A 14,606-nucleotide genomic window follows, 5' to 3' on the forward strand; every position below is an offset into this window, starting at 1 on the left:
CATGGTGACGGTCAGACCGGGTCGGCCGCGACGTCCGTGGCGGGCAGCTCCGGCTCGGTCCGGAAGCCGATGATCTTGTGCGTCCCGTCGCAGTACGGCTTGAGCATCGACTTGCCGCACCGGCAGAGCGCGACCGTGCGTCGGCGGCGGGGCAGGTCCTCGCCGTCGGGGTTCGTGATGCGGACGTCGCCGCGCACGAGGAGCGGCCCGTCGGGGCACGCGACGATCTCGATGTCGGGGTCGTGGGTCATGGGCGGGGTCCCTCCGTCGGGGTGTCGGTCACGGAGCCGACACCGGCGAGGCGTCGGCGGAGCAGCGGCAACGGGCTGGCCGCGCGCGGGAGCCGTTCGCCCGCGTACCGCACGCCGCCGCGGGCCCGGGCGACGACGGCGAGCCAGGAGCACACCGCGCGCTCGGCGAGCCACAGCGGCGACCACAGCGCCGCGGTCGGCGGGAACACGGCGGTCCCCCCGGCGCGGCGGCGGCCGAGTTCGGCGAGCCCGACCACGGCGACCGCCCCGCCCACGAGCCACCGCGGCCGACGCACGGCGAACAGCACCGCGGGCAGGACGGCGAGTTCCAGGGCGAGCCGGAGCGGTTGCGCCCACGAGTCGTACGCCTGGCGCACGCGTTGCCCCAGGAAGTGCCGGACGGTCGGCGGACGGCGGGAGACGAAGCAGTCGTCGAGGCGGACCTGTCGGCCCCCGACGGCCAGCACGGTCCGGACGAGCTCGCAGTTCTCGAACAGGACGTCCCCGTCGTACCCGCCCGTCGCGAGCAGCACCCCGCGTCGGACGCCGAGCGTCCCGGGCCAGTCCGACCCGAGCGCGCGGTTGAGCAGCGTGCGGCCGGTGTCCCAGCGGGCGTGCCACGGCGACGGGTGGAAGTGGTTCTGCGGCCGGACGACCTCCGCGTCAGCGAGCTGCGCGACGACACGGGCGAGCGCGGGCTCGTCGTACCGGACGTCGTCGTCCGCCACCACGACCGCGTCGTGCCGCGCCGTCTCGACACCGGTGACGACCCCGCGGACCTTGCCGTTCCTCCCGGCCCGGTCCCGTGGCGGCAGCAGCCGGACCCCCGGCGGGAACGCGGCGCGGTGCCGTTCGACCGCGACCGTCGACGAGCCGTCGACGACGGTGACGTCGACGACCCCGACGAGGCGCGCCAGGTAGGCGGCGAGTTCCGTCGGGTCGGTGTCGTCGTCCCACCGGAGCGGCAGGACGTACTCGGCCGGCAGGCGCTCGGCGCCGCCGTCGGCGGCGTGGCCGACGGGACGGGGACCCCCGCCGCGTGCGGTCATCCGGCCTGGAGGGACGGTGCGGCCACCTGCACCGGTGCGCGGAGCGAGGACCGCCCGGCCTGGTACGCCTCGAGCAGTTCGGCGGCGGCCCAGCCGTCGACGGTGAGCGACGCGGCGGCGCCGAACAGCACGTCGTCGAGGAGCGCGGGCTCGGCCTCGACGAGGCCGCCCGCGAGGTCGCGCCCGGCGATCTGCTCGTGGACCGCGTCGGCCTCGACGTGCTCGTCGAAGTACCACGTGGCGTCCTCGTCGAAGCCGAGGCGCCGGAAACCGTCCCCGTACAGCTTGTTGGGGATGGACGAGGTCATCTCGTACGCCGCCAGGTGTCCGACGGTCGCACCGCGCAACCGACGGTGCTGCCCGAACAGGCTCATCATCGTGTTCGTCGCGAGCGTCAGCGCCGACACGGCGTCGACGTACGCGCCGTAGGAGTCGTCGAGTCCGGCGGCACGGACGGTGCGGGCGAAGATCGCGGAGTGCATGCGCTTCGGCCGGCCCCCGCCGTACTCGTCCGACTGGATCTCGACGAGCGCGGCCTTGGCGCGGCCGGTCAGGCGCGGGATCGCCCAGGAGTGCGGGTCGGCCTCCTTGAGCGTGTAGACCGTCCGGTTCACGAGGAGGTCGCGGACCTGCTCGAGCGTGGCCTTTCGCGCGACGTAGCGCGAGAGGCTCGGCCCCGAGTCGGCGGAGGTCATCGCGAACAGGGCCGCCGCGACGGCGTCCGCGGTCGGCTCGGGTCGCTCGGGCATCGGCACCCTGCGGCGGAGCTCGGCCTCGAACGCCTCCTCGAGCACGGCACGCACCGCGAGGAGGTCCGGGTCCCACTCGAAGCGGTCGTCGACACCCTGGATGCCCCCGTAGGCGAGCTCCTGGAGCACGAAGAGGCTGCTCTGCACGTCGTCGTCACGGATGAGGTCCTCGGCGTCGGCGATCGCGCGGCGAGCGGTGTCGGTGAGCGCGGATCGGTCGGCCTCCGGACGCTCGGTGAGCACGGCGCGGATCGCCTCGCCGAGCGGCCCGCGCGGTGCCGGGTACGGCATCGGGGTCTGGGTGAGGACGTCGGCAGCGTCGAGGACGGCCATGGAGGGCTCCTTGCGTGGTCGGACAGCTCGCCATGCCTACGCCCGCCCAGCTGGGAACACGTCCGGGTTCGTCCCCCGACCCGTGTCCCCCGACGGGTCCCCCGTGACCCGGCTTCGGCGATCGGCCTCCCCGTCGCTCAGGAGCCGAGCAGCGCCTGTCCCGCGCTCTCGTCGACGATGAGGTCCGTCACGAGCCCGGCCGCCAGCGCCCCCTCGAGGCTCGTGACCTTCGAGCGCCCCGCGACGACGCAGATCCGCCGCGGCGCACGCTTCAGGGTGTCGAGGTCCGGCGCACCGGCGCGGGCGTTCAGGCCGATGTCCCGCCAGGAACCGTCGGCCCGGTAGAACACCGTCGTGACGTCGCCGACGACGCCGTCGCGCTTGAGCTCCTCGCGGTCGGCCGGGTCGAGGTACCCGCCCGAGTACACGTGGCTCGGGACGAGGGCCTGGGGCGAGCCGACCCCGAACAGCACGAGGTCCATGCGCTGGTGCAGGTCGAGCACCGGGCGGAGGCTCCGCTCGCGGAACAGCGCGGCCTTCGTCGCCGGGTCGTCGAAGAACGCGGGGACCGGGAACTGCTGGACGACCGCCCCGTACGCGTCGCCGAAGCGGCGGAGGATCTCGCTGGCGTAGACGATGCCGGTCGTGCGTGTGTTGGCCGCACCGTTCACCTGCACGATCGTCGAGCCGTGCGTCGCCTTCGGCACGAGGTACCGGCTGATCGCACTCACCGTCGAGCCCCACGAGATCCCGATCACCATGTTCGAGTCGATGTACTGCGTCAGGATCCGGGCGGCGGAGAGCGCGACGCGTTCGAGCCGGTCGACGTCGCTCGTGTGGTCGGGCACGGGCACGACGTGCGCGTGCACGTCGAACCGGGTGCGCAGGGCACGGCTCAGGGCCGCGGCCTGGTCGAGCGGGGACCGGATCTGGATGTCGACGAGCCCGGTGTCGCGGGCGTACTTGAGCAGCCGCGAGACGGACGACCGGGACGTCCCGAGTTCGTCGGCGATGGCCTCCATCGTCAGGTCCTGCATGTAGTACAGGTGCGCGGCGCGGAGCGCCTGTTGCGTCCGCACCGCCTGTGCCGCGTCGCTCATCGTGCGTCCTCCGCGTTCGTGTGCCGTGCAGCGGCACCAGCGTCGCGCGGCACCATGGTCGCGCGCCCTGCACGCACGTGCAGGGCCGCTGGCTCCATTCTCGCCCCCAGCGGATCTGCGTCGCCAGCGGTCGTCGCCGCTCTGGAGGCCCGGTGCACGTTCGTGCAAGCGGGTTGCCCCTCCTGTCACTGGCGCGCACCATCGAGGAGTCGCCGGCGGCGAATCCGGCCCCGTCGCTGAGGAGGAAGACGAACCACATGTCGAAGAAGACCGCGCTGCGACCGAACGTCGCGGCCATCACCGACCGGCCCACCGCCCAGGTCCTCGTCGTCGGTGGGGGCATCAACGGCATCGCGACCTTCCGCGACCTCGCGCTGCAGGGCGTCGACGTCGTGCTCGTCGAGCGGAACGACTACGCGTCGGGGGCCTCGGCCGCGTCGAGCCACATGATCCACGGCGGCATCCGCTACCTCGAGAACGGCGAGTTCCGGCTGGTCCGCGAGTCCGTGCAGGAGCGCAACGGCCTCATCAAGATCGCCCCGCACTACGTGAAGCCGCTGCAGACGACGATGCCGGTGTTCTCCACGTTCTCGGGCATCATGAACGCCCCGCTGCGGATGCTGACGCACAAGCAGCGGTCCACCAAGGAGCGTGGCGCGGCCCTCATCAAGATCGGCATGACGCTCTACGACTCGTTCTCGCGCGACGGCGGATCCGTGCCGAAGCACCGCTTCCTCACGAAGAAGGCCGCGCTCGAGGACATGCCCGCCCTGAACCACGACCTCAAGTACACGGGCACCTACTACGACGCGTCCGTGCACGAGCCCGAGCGCCTGGCGCTCGACGTCCTCAAGGACGGGCTCGCCGCGGGTACCGGGAACGGCAGCGTCGCGACCGCCCGCTCGGCGAACTACGTCGAGGCCGTCGGCACGCGCGACGGCGGCGTCCTGCTCCGCGACGTCGAGTCGGGGACCGAGTTCGTCGTCACCGCGCCGGTCGTCGTCAACGCCTCCGGGCCGTGGACCGACCTGACGAACGCGGCGTTCGGGGGCGAGACGGCGTACATGGGCGGCACGAAGGGCTCCCACATCGTCGTCGACAACCCGGAGCTGCTCGCGGCGACGAAGGGCCGCGAGATCTTCTTCGAGAACGACGACGGCCGCATCGTGCTCATCTACCCGCTCAAGGGCCGGGTGCTCATCGGCACGACCGACATCGACGCCGACCCCGCCGAGCCCGCCGTGTGCACCGAGGAGGAGGTCGACTACTTCTTCGCCCTCGTCCGGCACGTGTTCCCGCAGATCGCCCTCGACCGCGAGCACATCGTGTACCGCTACTCGGGCATCCGGCCGCTCCCCCGGCACGAGGACACCGCCCCCGGGTTCGTCTCACGTGACTACCGCATCGTCGAGACGCCGATCGACGGCCTCGGGTCCGCCACGGTGCTCTCGCTCGTCGGCGGCAAGTGGACCACGTTCCGCGCCCTGTCCGCGCACCTGTCGACCGAGGTGACGAACCGCCTCGGTGTCACCCGGAAGGTCGACACGACGGGTATGCCGATCGGCGGCGGCAAGGACTTCCCGACGACCGACAGCGACCGCGCCCTGTGGGTGCAGACGCACCGCGACGGACTCGACCCCGCAGCCGTGGACCGGCTCCTCACCCGGTACGGCACCCGGGCGACCGAGGTCATCGACGTGCTCCTCGACCAGCCCGTCGTGCCGCTCGAGACCGACCCCGAGCTGACCACCGCCGAGGTGGCGTTCTTCGCCGAGCGGGAGCACGCCGTGCACCTGTCCGACGTCGTGCTCCGCCGGACGAACCTGGCGTTCGTCGGCGGCGTGACGATCGAGCTCCTCACCGAGCTCGCCGACGTCCTCGCGACGGCGCTGCAGTGGACCTCCGACGAGCGCGACGAGGAGATCGCCGCGACGCTCGAGGAACTCCGCGTCGCGCACGGCGTCGTCGTCCCGCTCGGATCGACCCCGGTCGCGGCGCGCTGACCCTCGCCCCGGCCGGCCCCCGACGCCCGTCTCCCGATCACCGGGAGGCGGGCGTCGCTCCGTCCGGCGGCGTGAACGCCTCGCCCGTGGGATCGGGCGCGCTGCGGTCCGCGACCTCGTCGCCACCGACGGGCTGCCCCTCCCAGCGGACCACGGTCCACCCGCTGGCGGGGTCGCCGTCGAGCTCGACGATGCCGGTGTTCTCGAGTGTGTGGCGCGCGAGCGCGTGGTCCGCGAGGTTCGTCGCGGTCCCACCCGCCCAGCTCCGGATGGCCGCGCCGTGGCTGAACGCGGCAGCGGTGTCGGCGCCGCCCGCGGCGATCGTCGACACGGCGGCGTCGAAGCGCGCGAAGAACGCGTGCCCGTCCGGTCCGCCCGGCATGCGCCGGTCGCGGTCCCCCTCGAGCCACGCGGAGACCGTGCCCATGTACTCGAGGACGGAGGCGCGGTCGCGCTTCCCCTCGAGGTCGCCCGCGTCGATCTCATGGAGTCCCGGGAGCTCGACCGGCTCGAGTCCGAGCGCCTCGGCGAGCGGTGCCGCCGTCTCGTGCGTCCGGACCATGTCCGAGACGAACACCGCGCCGACACCGCGGTCGCCGAGCGCCTCGGGCAACCGGGCCGCCTGTTCCCGGCCGAGCGCGGTGAGGCCCGGCCCGGGCACGAGCGTGTCGAGCACCCCGTCGACGTTCGCGGGAGTCTGGCCGTGGCGGATGAGCAGGAGACGCATGCGCCGAGCCTACGGACCCCGGTGAACGGGCGTGCCCCGGTACGGTAGCGTCCCGCCATGCCGATCGAACCCGACACGAAGAACTGGACCTGGGTGCTCGAGGACCGGTGCCCGGAGTGCGGGTTCGACGGTCGCACCGTGACGTTCGACGAGGTCCCGGGGCTCGTCCGCGCGAACGCCGCCGCCTGGCCGGCCGAGCTGGCGCGCGACGACGTCCGCGAGCGTCCGGACGACGCGACGTGGTCACCGCTCGAGTACGGCGCCCACGTCCGCGACGTGCACCGCGTGATGGCGGGTCGGCTCGAGCTCATGCTCGCCGAGGACGCGCCCCGGTTCCCGAACTGGGACCAGGACGCCACCGCGGTGGAGGACCGGTACGGCGAGCAGGACCCGGCCGTCGTCGCCGAGGAGCTCCTGGCCGCTGCGGGCCGGACCGCCGCCGCCTTCGCCGCGGTGCGCGACGACCAGGTCGACCGGCCGGGCCTCCGCTCGGACGGCAGTGCGTTCACGGTGGAGTCCCTCGCCCGGTACTACCTGCACGACCCGGTCCACCACCTGGCGGACGTCCGCCGACCGCGCGCCTGATCCGCACCTCCACAGCGGACGTTCGGGCTGTGGACGTACCGTCAGCGGACCTGCAGTCGAAGGGGATGCGTCATGAAGAAGAAGTCGACCTGGCTCCCGGCCGTCGTCGCGCCGGTCGTCGTCGCCGGGGCGGTCGCCGCCCCGCTCGCCGCCAGCGCCGCGACCCCGTCCCCCGCCACCACCGGCAGCCACCCCACGGCGGCGCAGGTGCTCGCGAGCGTCGCACACAGCGACACCCTGTCGTACTCCGGGCGGATCAGCCAGACGAGCGACCTCGGTCTGCCGTCGCTGCCGTCGACGAGCGGCTCGTCCGGGGCGTCGAGCGCGCAGTCCGGCGCATCGGACGTGCTCGATCTGCTGACCGCGTCGCACGAGGCGCGCGTCTACGTCGACGGTCGCAGCAAGGCCCGCGTGCAGGTGCTCGACCAGCTCGCCGAGCGCGACGTCATCCGCAACGGGCGCGACGTCTGGACCTGGGACTCCAAGGCGGACAAGGCCGTGCACGTCACGCTCCCATCGTCCGCCGCGGCCGCGAACGGCACTGACACGGGGTCCGCGTCGCCCGCCGACATCGCCGCGCGGGCGATCGCCGGGATCACGCCGAGCACCCACGTCGGCACGCCGACGACGACCTCGGTCGCCGGGCACGCCGCCTGGCAGGTGCGACTGACCCCGAAGTCCTCGTCGACGCTCGTGCACGACGTCGTCATCGCGATCGACAAGTCCACCGGCCTGCCGCTGAGCGCCCGGATCGACGCTCGCGGGCAGTCCACGGCAGCGGTGTCGGTGCGGTTCAGCGCGCTCTCGTACGGCGCACCCAAGGCGTCTCTGTTCGACTTCACGCCGCCGAGCGATGCGAAGGTGACGACGAAGGACCTCTCCGATGCCGCGGAGCACAGCTCGACGGCCAAGCACCCCGGCCTCGTGGCCCCCGGTGACGTGCGGGCCTCCGGCGCACCGACCCCGAGCGTCCAGGGCGACGGCTGGTCGAGCATCGTGACCCTGCCCGCGGGGACGTTCCCGAAGCGCCAGCTCGACGCCGACGGCTCGCAGCTGTTCGGGCAGCTCACCAAGGCGGTCGACGGCGGCCGCGCGGTGCAGACCTCGCTCGTGTCGATCCTCATCACGGACGACGGCCGCGTCCTCGCCGGCGCGGTGCCGGTGTCGGCGCTCGAGGCCGCAGCCGAGTGAGCACCGCGGACCTCGCGATCCGCACCCAGGGTCTGCGCAAGGTCTTCCGACGGCAGCACGCCGTCGACGGCATCGACCTGGCGGTGCCGCGCGGCTCGGTGTTCGGGTTCCTCGGCCCGAACGGCTCCGGCAAGACCACGACGATCCGCATGCTCCTCGGCCTGACCGCGGCGAGCGCCGGGACGATCGAGGTCCTCGGTGAACGCATGCCCCGCGCGCTCCCCAGGGTGCTGCCGCGGGTGGGCGCACTCGTCGAGGGACCGGCGTCCTACCCGTTCCTGTCGGGGCGGGCGAACCTGCACCGGTTCGACGCCGCCGATCCCCGCTCCGACCCGACCTCGCGCACGCGCCGGGTGGACGCCGCCCTCGACCGCGTCGGGCTCACGCACGCGGCCGACAAGAAGGCCGGCGCCTACTCCCTCGGCATGAAGCAACGGCTCGGCCTCGCGAACGCGCTCCTCACGCAGCGTGACCTCCTCGTGCTCGACGAGCCGACGAACGGGCTCGATCCGCAGGGCACGCGTGAGGTCCGGAACCTCATCCGGTCGCTCGCCGACGACGGCACCACCGTGTTCGTGTCGAGCCACCTGCTCGCCGAGATCGAGCAGGTGTGCACGCACGCCGGTGTGATGCGTGCCGGCAGCCTCGTCGCCCAGGGCTCGCTCGACGAGCTCCGGCGGGTCGGGACCGCGCGGGTCACGGTGCAGACCCCGGACCGTGGCGACGCCCACATCGTGCTCACGCGGCTCGGCCTCCACGTCGACGCGGCGAGCCGGTCCGACGGACTCGTGGCGGACCTCCCGGACCAGGTGCCGGCCGAGACCGTCACCGCCGCACTGGTCGAGGCCGGCGTCCGCGTGCGCGGCATCGCCGTCGGCGGCGGCACGCTCGAGGACCGCTTCGTCGCGCTGACCGGGGAGGGTTTCGATGTCGCAGGGTGAGGCAGCGGGCACGGGCCACCGCGCCGCTGACGGGGGCGCGGTCGCGGTGGACGGCACCGCCGTCACGCCGACCGGGAGGCCCGACACCGGTCGCCGGGGCACGCGCGCCACCGCGCTCCTCGGCTCCGAGGTGCGCGTGCTGTTCCGCCGCTGGCGCACCTGGGCGATGCTCGGCGCGCTCGCACTCGTACCGATCCTCATCGCGGTCGCGGTCCGGGTCGCGACGCATCGGACGTCGGGCGGCCCGGCGTTCCTGTCCGACATCACGAACAACGGGCTGTTCGTCGCGTTCACGGCGCTGACGGTGTCGATCCCGCTGTTCCTGCCGCTGACGATCGGGGTCGCGTCCGGGGACACGATCGCGGGCGAGGCCAACCTCGGCACCCTGCGCTACCTGCTCGTCGCGCCGACCGGCCGGCTCCGGCTCGTACTCGTGAAGTTCGTCGGCGCCGGCGCGTTCGCCCTCGCCGCGACCCTGACGATCGTCGTGGTCGGTGTCGCGATCGGGGCGGCGCTGTTCCCGATCGGTCCGGTGACGCTGCTCTCCGGCACCCAGGTCGGCGGCGTGCAGTACGCCGTGCGGGCGCTGTTGCTCGTCGCCTACGTGACGCTGTCGATGCTCGGGCTCACCGCGATCGGGCTGTTCGCGTCGACGCTCACCGCGGTGCCCGTCGGGGCGATGGCCGCCACGGTCGTCCTCGCTGGCGCCTCGCAGATCGCCGACGCGCTCCCCCAGCTCGACTGGCTCCACCCGTTCCTGTTCTCGCACCTGTGGCTCGGCTTCGGGGACCTGTTACGCGACCCGCTGTCGTTCGAGTCGTTCGGGCACAACGCGCTCCTGCAGGCGGCGTACGTCGTGGTCTTCGGCGGCCTCGCCACACTGCGGTTCGTGCGGAAGGACGTCCTGAGCTGACGTGGACGCGGGCATGCGTCCGCGCTGACGCAGGGGTACGCCTCCGCGGAGGTGCTCGCGCTCGTGCTCGTGCTCGTGCTCGCGCTCGCGCTCGCGCTCGTCAGCGCTCCGCCATCGTGCGCGCCTTCTCGGAGCGGTACCACTCCTGCCGCATCCCGGTCTCGACGGGCTGCATGCCGACGACGACCTTGCCGCGGGAATGGCCCGCTGCGAGGTCCTCGTAGGCGTCGACCAGGTACTCGAAGGGGTAGAACCCCGACACGAGCACCCGGAGCTGGTGCGCCTCGATGCGCCGGCCGAGGTCCTCCATGATCGCCGCGGGGTCGGTGTCATCGCCGCCAGCCTGTACGAAGTGCAGCTCGACGTCACGGCGCCGCTCGAGCGACACGAACCGCGCCGGGTCAACCCCGAGCGCCGTCGACAGGGCCGCACCGTCGCCCCGGTTGTCGACGAACGCGGTGACCGGGTGCCCTGCGGCAGCCTGACGAATCCGCTCGACCATGCCATCCCCGTACGTCACCGGGAGCACGCCGATCTGCCGGAGGTAGTCGTGGTTCCGCTCACCGCAGGTGCCGATGACCCGGGCGCCTGCTGCGAGCGCCAGCTGCGCCTCGATGTGCCCCACCCCACCGGCGGCGGCGGCGATCACCACGACGTCGTCCGCGGTGATCGCGAGGTCGTCGATGATCCGCCAGGCCGTCGTCCCGGCCAGGTACAGACCGCCGGCCACCTCGAACGGGATGTTCTCCGGCTTGCGCACGATCGCCGCCGCCGGGACGCACACCCAGCTCGCCTGGGCGCCACCACCGACGGCGTGGCCCATCACGGCCTGCCCGGCGTGCACCCCGCGCACCGACCGCCCCTTCGCCCGGACGATGCCCGCGAAGCACGATCCCTGCCGCGAGGGGAACACTGTCGGAAGCCGGTCCGCCAGGGCCCCTTCGCGGGTCGCGATCTCGATGTGGCTGAGGCCGGCCGCCACGACCTCGACGACGACCTCACCGTCCGCCGGGGTCGGTCGTTCCTGGTCGACGAAGTGGAGCTCGTCGGTCCCGCCGTACCGGTCGAACTCGACCGCTGATCCCACACGCATGGCACGCTCCTGCTGTCGGCACCGTCGCCGTCGCCGTCGCCGTCGCAACCGTGATGCGGTACCGCCGAGCATGCGCTCCCCTGGCTGGGTCCGCGGCCGGTTCCGCGGGTGCGGGTGCAGCGGCTGCGGCTGCGGCTGCGGCTGCGGCTGCGGCTGCGGCTGCGGCTGATCGTGCCGGCGTCCGTGCCCGGTGGGGCTGCTCAGCGTCCAGTGGAACTCCTCAGCGGCGCGGGCCGGACTCCGCCGCGATGCGTGCGACCCGCGCCTCGTCGAACGTGAAGAGCTCGCGCCCCTCGTCCGGCACGGGGACGTGCACGGGCGTCGAGAGCACGGTGCCCTCGGCGGGGACGTCGACCACGAGCGCTCCGGCGCCGGCGAGGATGCGCTCCCGCTCGTAGACGCCCGCGATGTCGGTGTCGTTCGCGACCCCGGGCGCCACGAGCACGGGGACCCCCGTGATCGTGCCGACCATGTGGTGGTGGTAGTGCCCCGCGAGGACGACGCGCACGTCGCTCCCCCGCAGCGCATCCGCCAGCTCGTCCGGGTTCTGCAGTCGTAACGCCTCGTGCAGGGCGGTCGGCGCCGGCAACGGCGAGTGGTGCAGCACGAGGACGGTCCCGTACGGAGCGGGATCGGCGAGCAGCTCGCGGAGCCGTTCGAGCTGCTCGGGCCGCAGCAGGCCGTAGCCGGCGCCGGGGACCGAGGTGTCGAGCGTGATGATCCGGCGCCCGGCCACCATCGAGACGCCATCGACCGGGACGCTCGGCGCAACGTGCTGCAGCGTGTGCGCGACCGGTGCCCCACCTTCGGCGAACACATGGCCGTTCCCGAGGACCTCACGGAACCCGGCGCGCCCGTCGTGGTTCCCGGGCACGGCGACGACGGCTGAACCGTGCGCTCGCGCCCAGGCCCCGACACGGTCGAGCAGGGCCTGGTAGGAGGCGGCCGTGCCGTCGTCCGAGCAGTCCCCGGAGACCACGACCAGCCCGACTCCGGGAACGTCGGCGACCCGGGCCAGGACCGCGTCGAGTGCGGCCGCGGTGTCCACCACGCCGTTGTGCAGCGAGCCGTCCCCGGTCAGGTGCGTGTCGGACAGGTGGAGGACGCGGAGGGCGCCGGGCGCGACGGGCAGCATGCCGTCACGATAGCGACCGCCGGCGACAGCAGCGATGCGACAAGAGCGCCGGTCTCCGGCGCGACCGGGAACGGCTTCCATCACACGATGTACGGCAGGTCGAAGAGGTTCGACCCATCGCGGCGGATCGGTCGGAGCCGGTGAGGTTCTTCTGCGGTGGATCGCGCAACGTCGGGTCGTTCTTCGAGATCTTCGACGAGCTCTTCATCCTCACGGTCGACCACGCGATCCGTGAGCGGCGACTCGACGCGCGGAACGACGATGCTCGGGCAGGAACGGGCCGACTCGAAGAGCGTGCGCTCGTCCGCCGGCAGCACTCGACCGGAGCTGACACACCAGCTGGGTGCGAATCGAGACGACCCAGCCCCTCGAAACCGTCGTGGATGACCCGCTCTACAAGTGCGGCCTGACCGAGCGCTGATCCGGGCGGCGCTCGGCCTCCCGCCAGTACCCGAGCGGCGATCCGTCAGCGGGCGCGGCGCCGGTCGAGGAGCTCGAGCAGCCAGGTGCGCTCACCCTTCGGCCGTGTGATGCCGATGTAGTCGAGTACGCCGCGCAGGGTCATGCTCTGAACCTACGTCGACGTCTCGATGACCGACCGGCGACCAGTCCGGTTGCCCTGCTATCGGCGAGCAAGCTCAACGAGGTCTTCGTCGAGCTGAGCGAGGGCGGGTACGGGTGCTTCACGTGCCCAGACGTCATGAAGCCACTGCTCTGCTTGCACGAGCTCGCTCCGGCTACGGTCCTGCTGGACGACGTGCGTGTGCAAGGTCTCAGCGGCGAGTTCGAACGCACCGGGATCGGGAACGACGTTGGTCCCCGATCCCCTGCGCCCGAACGCCGATGGATCGCGACACATCCAGGACCGCCTGCACGGAGCGTGCGACCCTGCTCGACGCAGAACGATGTGTACGCCAGCCGCTGTTCCTGACCCTCCGCCAGCCGGATGCGATCGATGCCGGCCCCGTCGGTGCCGATGTCGTGGTCGTCGCGGCACCCAGCGGCAGAACCTACCCTGGGCGGATGCTCTCGCGACGTGACGCCGCCATCCGGCTCGACATCCCGATCGAGATGGCGACCCATCACGGGATCCCCTCGCGCCTCAGCGAGGCCGACCTCGCGGCGATCGAGCAGGATCCGCCGGCCTGGCTCGTGCAGTCCAGGGCCAACCGCACGGGCAAGAAGGTCTGGGTGCACCTCGAGTGCGTCGTCTGCGGATTCAGCGAGGATGCGCGGCCCAAGAAGTGGTGGCCCGACTGGGACTACCTGATGTGTGACTACCACGCGGGGTACCAGGCGCCGGAACCGGCCGCAGGGCTCGTGCGGCACGAAGTGGACGGCGTGGGCACGCGATTCGTCGCCCTCGTCGACGAGGCGCCCTAGCCCGAGCCGCGCTCGAGGACACGCCATCTCGAACCCGCGCGAGCGACGGTCCTGGCACACGTGCGACGAACGATCGTGTCAGTGCCGGGCGCTCTCGTTGAACTCGGGGGTCGTCGCTGAGCACTGCACACGCGCTCCTGGCGTGGTGGATGTCGCGGTCGCGATCACGCGCTTCCCGTCGAGCAGGATCCGGCAGGTCGCCGTCGCGCCCTCCCCGGGCGTCGCGGTCACCGACGCTCGTTGCTCGGCCAGGACCACGGCGTCGTGCGTCCACCGCGACCCGTCACCGTCCGTGCGGTCCGTCGTGGCGGACCCGAGCCGCTGGATCTCCGGGGCGTCACCACGCTCCCTGGCACCCTCGACCTCGACCTCGACCTCGGTGAGTTCCGCGCCGGTCGGTCGGTCGACGTGGATCTCGTACGTGACCGCCCACGCGTCACCGATCTGCTGGTGGATGTAACTGCACCCGGTACCGAGCAGTGCGACCGACGCGGCGATGGCGATCGCGGTCATGGAACGGAGACGGGAGGTGCTGGATCCAGACATGTCGTCAGCCTCGACCTGCGGCCACAGCCGCGTCGCCCGCCAGCAGGAGCACGTCCATCCGACGATCGGCGGATCCGGCCTCCTCCGCCCGACGGAGGACCTTCGATGTCGACGAGGGGTGCCCCGGCTCGGGCGGCGATCACATGTCGTCGATGAGGCGGAGCGTGTACTCGTCGGGCACGGTCCGGTACCGGAAGTAGTGGTGGAAGATCCGTGCCGCCTCGTCCGCGTCGAACAGTTCCGCCGGGTGCCGTGGTTCGTGGGCCGACTGCACGTCGAGGGTCTCCGTCAACGGCTCGGACAGGTCGTGCTGCCGACCGACGACGTAGAACCGCAGCTGCCCGTCCGCCTCCGCTCGTCGGAGTTCCACCCCCATGCGCTCGGCGGTGCCCCCGGCCTGCAAGTACTGGTCTTCGTACTCGACGCCGTTGTCGTCCTTCGGCCGGTCCTGCCAGCGGAGGCCGTCGGGCAGGTAGTAGAGGACGTACGCGAACCTGCGGTCGTTGTCCAGCAACCCGAGTTCGCGGCGGATCTGCTCGTCGTACGGGCGGAAGCTGTTCGACAGTGTCGTCGTGCTGCGTCCGGGCCAGTCCGTGATGTACATGGT

General features: G+C 72.5%; 16 protein-coding genes. 6 read left to right on the top strand and 10 right to left on the bottom strand.

Going from position 1 to position 14,606, the window contains the following annotated elements; translation table 11 throughout:
* Window positions 1–11: 11 nt before the first annotated feature.
* The 4 genes from DEI92_RS13280 to DEI92_RS13295 form a co-directional block, all read right to left on the bottom strand.
* Window positions 12–251 (bottom strand): CDGSH iron-sulfur domain-containing protein, encoded by a 240-nt coding sequence (locus DEI92_RS13280; protein WP_111009989.1) that lies wholly within the window; start codon window positions 249–251, stop codon window positions 12–14.
* Entirely contained in the window at window positions 248–1,300 is a 1,053-nt protein-coding gene (locus DEI92_RS13285) for a glycosyltransferase family 2 protein (protein ID WP_111013821.1), read from the bottom strand. Before DEI92_RS13285 ends, DEI92_RS13280 begins: the two co-directional genes overlap by 4 nt.
* A complete protein-coding gene (locus DEI92_RS13290; protein WP_258370201.1) occupies window positions 1,297–2,382 on the bottom strand; it encodes an iron-containing redox enzyme family protein in 1,086 nt (361 codons plus the stop codon). Before DEI92_RS13290 ends, DEI92_RS13285 begins: the two co-directional genes overlap by 4 nt.
* Before the next feature lie 137 nt (window positions 2,383–2,519).
* Complete coding sequence (locus DEI92_RS13295; protein ID WP_111009993.1) at window positions 2,520–3,482, bottom strand: sugar-binding transcriptional regulator; 963 nt, start codon at window positions 3,480–3,482, stop codon at window positions 2,520–2,522.
* A 257-nt stretch (window positions 3,483–3,739) separates the two neighbouring features.
* Between DEI92_RS13295 and DEI92_RS13300 the strand changes: the two genes are divergently transcribed.
* Window positions 3,740–5,485: a glycerol-3-phosphate dehydrogenase/oxidase gene (locus DEI92_RS13300; protein WP_111013822.1), complete on the top strand. Its 1,746-nt coding sequence runs from the start codon at window positions 3,740–3,742 to the stop codon at window positions 5,483–5,485.
* A 37-nt stretch (window positions 5,486–5,522) separates the two neighbouring features.
* Here DEI92_RS13300 and DEI92_RS13305 read toward each other — a convergent pair whose 3' ends face one another.
* Window positions 5,523–6,212, bottom strand: a complete 690-nt coding sequence (locus tag DEI92_RS13305; RefSeq protein ID WP_111013823.1) for a histidine phosphatase family protein — start codon at window positions 6,210–6,212, stop codon at window positions 5,523–5,525.
* A 57-nt stretch (window positions 6,213–6,269) separates the two neighbouring features.
* Here DEI92_RS13305 and DEI92_RS13310 point away from each other — a divergent pair, with 57 nt between their 5' ends.
* The 4 genes from DEI92_RS13310 to DEI92_RS13325 all read left to right on the top strand — a co-directional run bounded on the left by DEI92_RS13310 (window position 6,270) and on the right by DEI92_RS13325 (window position 9,842).
* Complete coding sequence (locus DEI92_RS13310) at window positions 6,270–6,797, top strand: DinB family protein (RefSeq protein ID WP_111013824.1); 528 nt, start codon at window positions 6,270–6,272, stop codon at window positions 6,795–6,797.
* A gap of 72 nt (window positions 6,798–6,869) precedes the next feature.
* Window positions 6,870–7,988: an outer membrane lipoprotein carrier protein LolA gene (locus DEI92_RS13315; protein WP_111013825.1), complete on the top strand. Its 1,119-nt coding sequence runs from the start codon at window positions 6,870–6,872 to the stop codon at window positions 7,986–7,988.
* Window positions 7,985–8,929, top strand: a complete 945-nt coding sequence (locus DEI92_RS13320) for an ABC transporter ATP-binding protein (protein ID WP_111013826.1) — start codon at window positions 7,985–7,987, stop codon at window positions 8,927–8,929. The genes DEI92_RS13315 and DEI92_RS13320 overlap by 4 nt, the downstream gene beginning before the upstream one ends.
* Window positions 8,916–9,842: an ABC transporter permease gene (locus tag DEI92_RS13325; protein ID WP_111010003.1), complete on the top strand. Its 927-nt coding sequence runs from the start codon at window positions 8,916–8,918 to the stop codon at window positions 9,840–9,842. The genes DEI92_RS13320 and DEI92_RS13325 overlap by 14 nt, the downstream gene beginning before the upstream one ends.
* Window positions 9,843–9,942: 100 nt before the next feature.
* On the opposite strand, the gene DEI92_RS13330 is transcribed toward DEI92_RS13325, so the two are convergent.
* The 3 genes from DEI92_RS13330 to DEI92_RS13345 form a co-directional block, all read right to left on the bottom strand.
* Window positions 9,943–10,935 carry an NADP-dependent oxidoreductase gene (locus DEI92_RS13330; protein WP_111013827.1) on the bottom strand — a complete coding sequence of 331 codons (993 nt, stop codon included), beginning with the start codon at window positions 10,933–10,935 and terminating at the stop codon, window positions 9,943–9,945.
* 220 nt (window positions 10,936–11,155) lie between these two features.
* A complete protein-coding gene (locus DEI92_RS13340; protein ID WP_111013828.1) occupies window positions 11,156–12,070 on the bottom strand; it encodes a metallophosphoesterase in 915 nt (304 codons plus the stop codon).
* Between the two features lie 80 nt (window positions 12,071–12,150).
* Window positions 12,151–12,387: a hypothetical protein gene (locus DEI92_RS13345; protein WP_111013829.1), complete on the bottom strand. Its 237-nt coding sequence runs from the start codon at window positions 12,385–12,387 to the stop codon at window positions 12,151–12,153.
* Window positions 12,388–13,093: 706 nt separating this feature from the next.
* Between DEI92_RS13345 and DEI92_RS13350 the strand changes: the two genes are divergently transcribed.
* A complete protein-coding gene (locus DEI92_RS13350; RefSeq protein ID WP_111013880.1) occupies window positions 13,094–13,453 on the top strand; it encodes a hypothetical protein in 360 nt (119 codons plus the stop codon).
* 78 nt (window positions 13,454–13,531) lie between these two features.
* Here DEI92_RS13350 and DEI92_RS13355 read toward each other — a convergent pair whose 3' ends face one another.
* Both DEI92_RS13355 and DEI92_RS13360 read right to left on the bottom strand, forming a co-directional pair.
* Entirely contained in the window at window positions 13,532–13,999 is a 468-nt protein-coding gene (locus tag DEI92_RS13355; protein ID WP_146250747.1) for a hypothetical protein, read from the bottom strand.
* Between the two features lie 139 nt (window positions 14,000–14,138).
* Entirely contained in the window at window positions 14,139–14,603 is a 465-nt protein-coding gene (locus tag DEI92_RS13360) for a hypothetical protein (RefSeq protein WP_111013831.1), read from the bottom strand.
* Window positions 14,604–14,606: the final 3 nt, after the last annotated feature.

The sequence above is a fragment of the Curtobacterium sp. MCBD17_034 genome (genome assembly GCF_003234515.1).
GTDB lineage: Bacteria > Actinomycetota > Actinomycetes > Actinomycetales > Microbacteriaceae > Curtobacterium.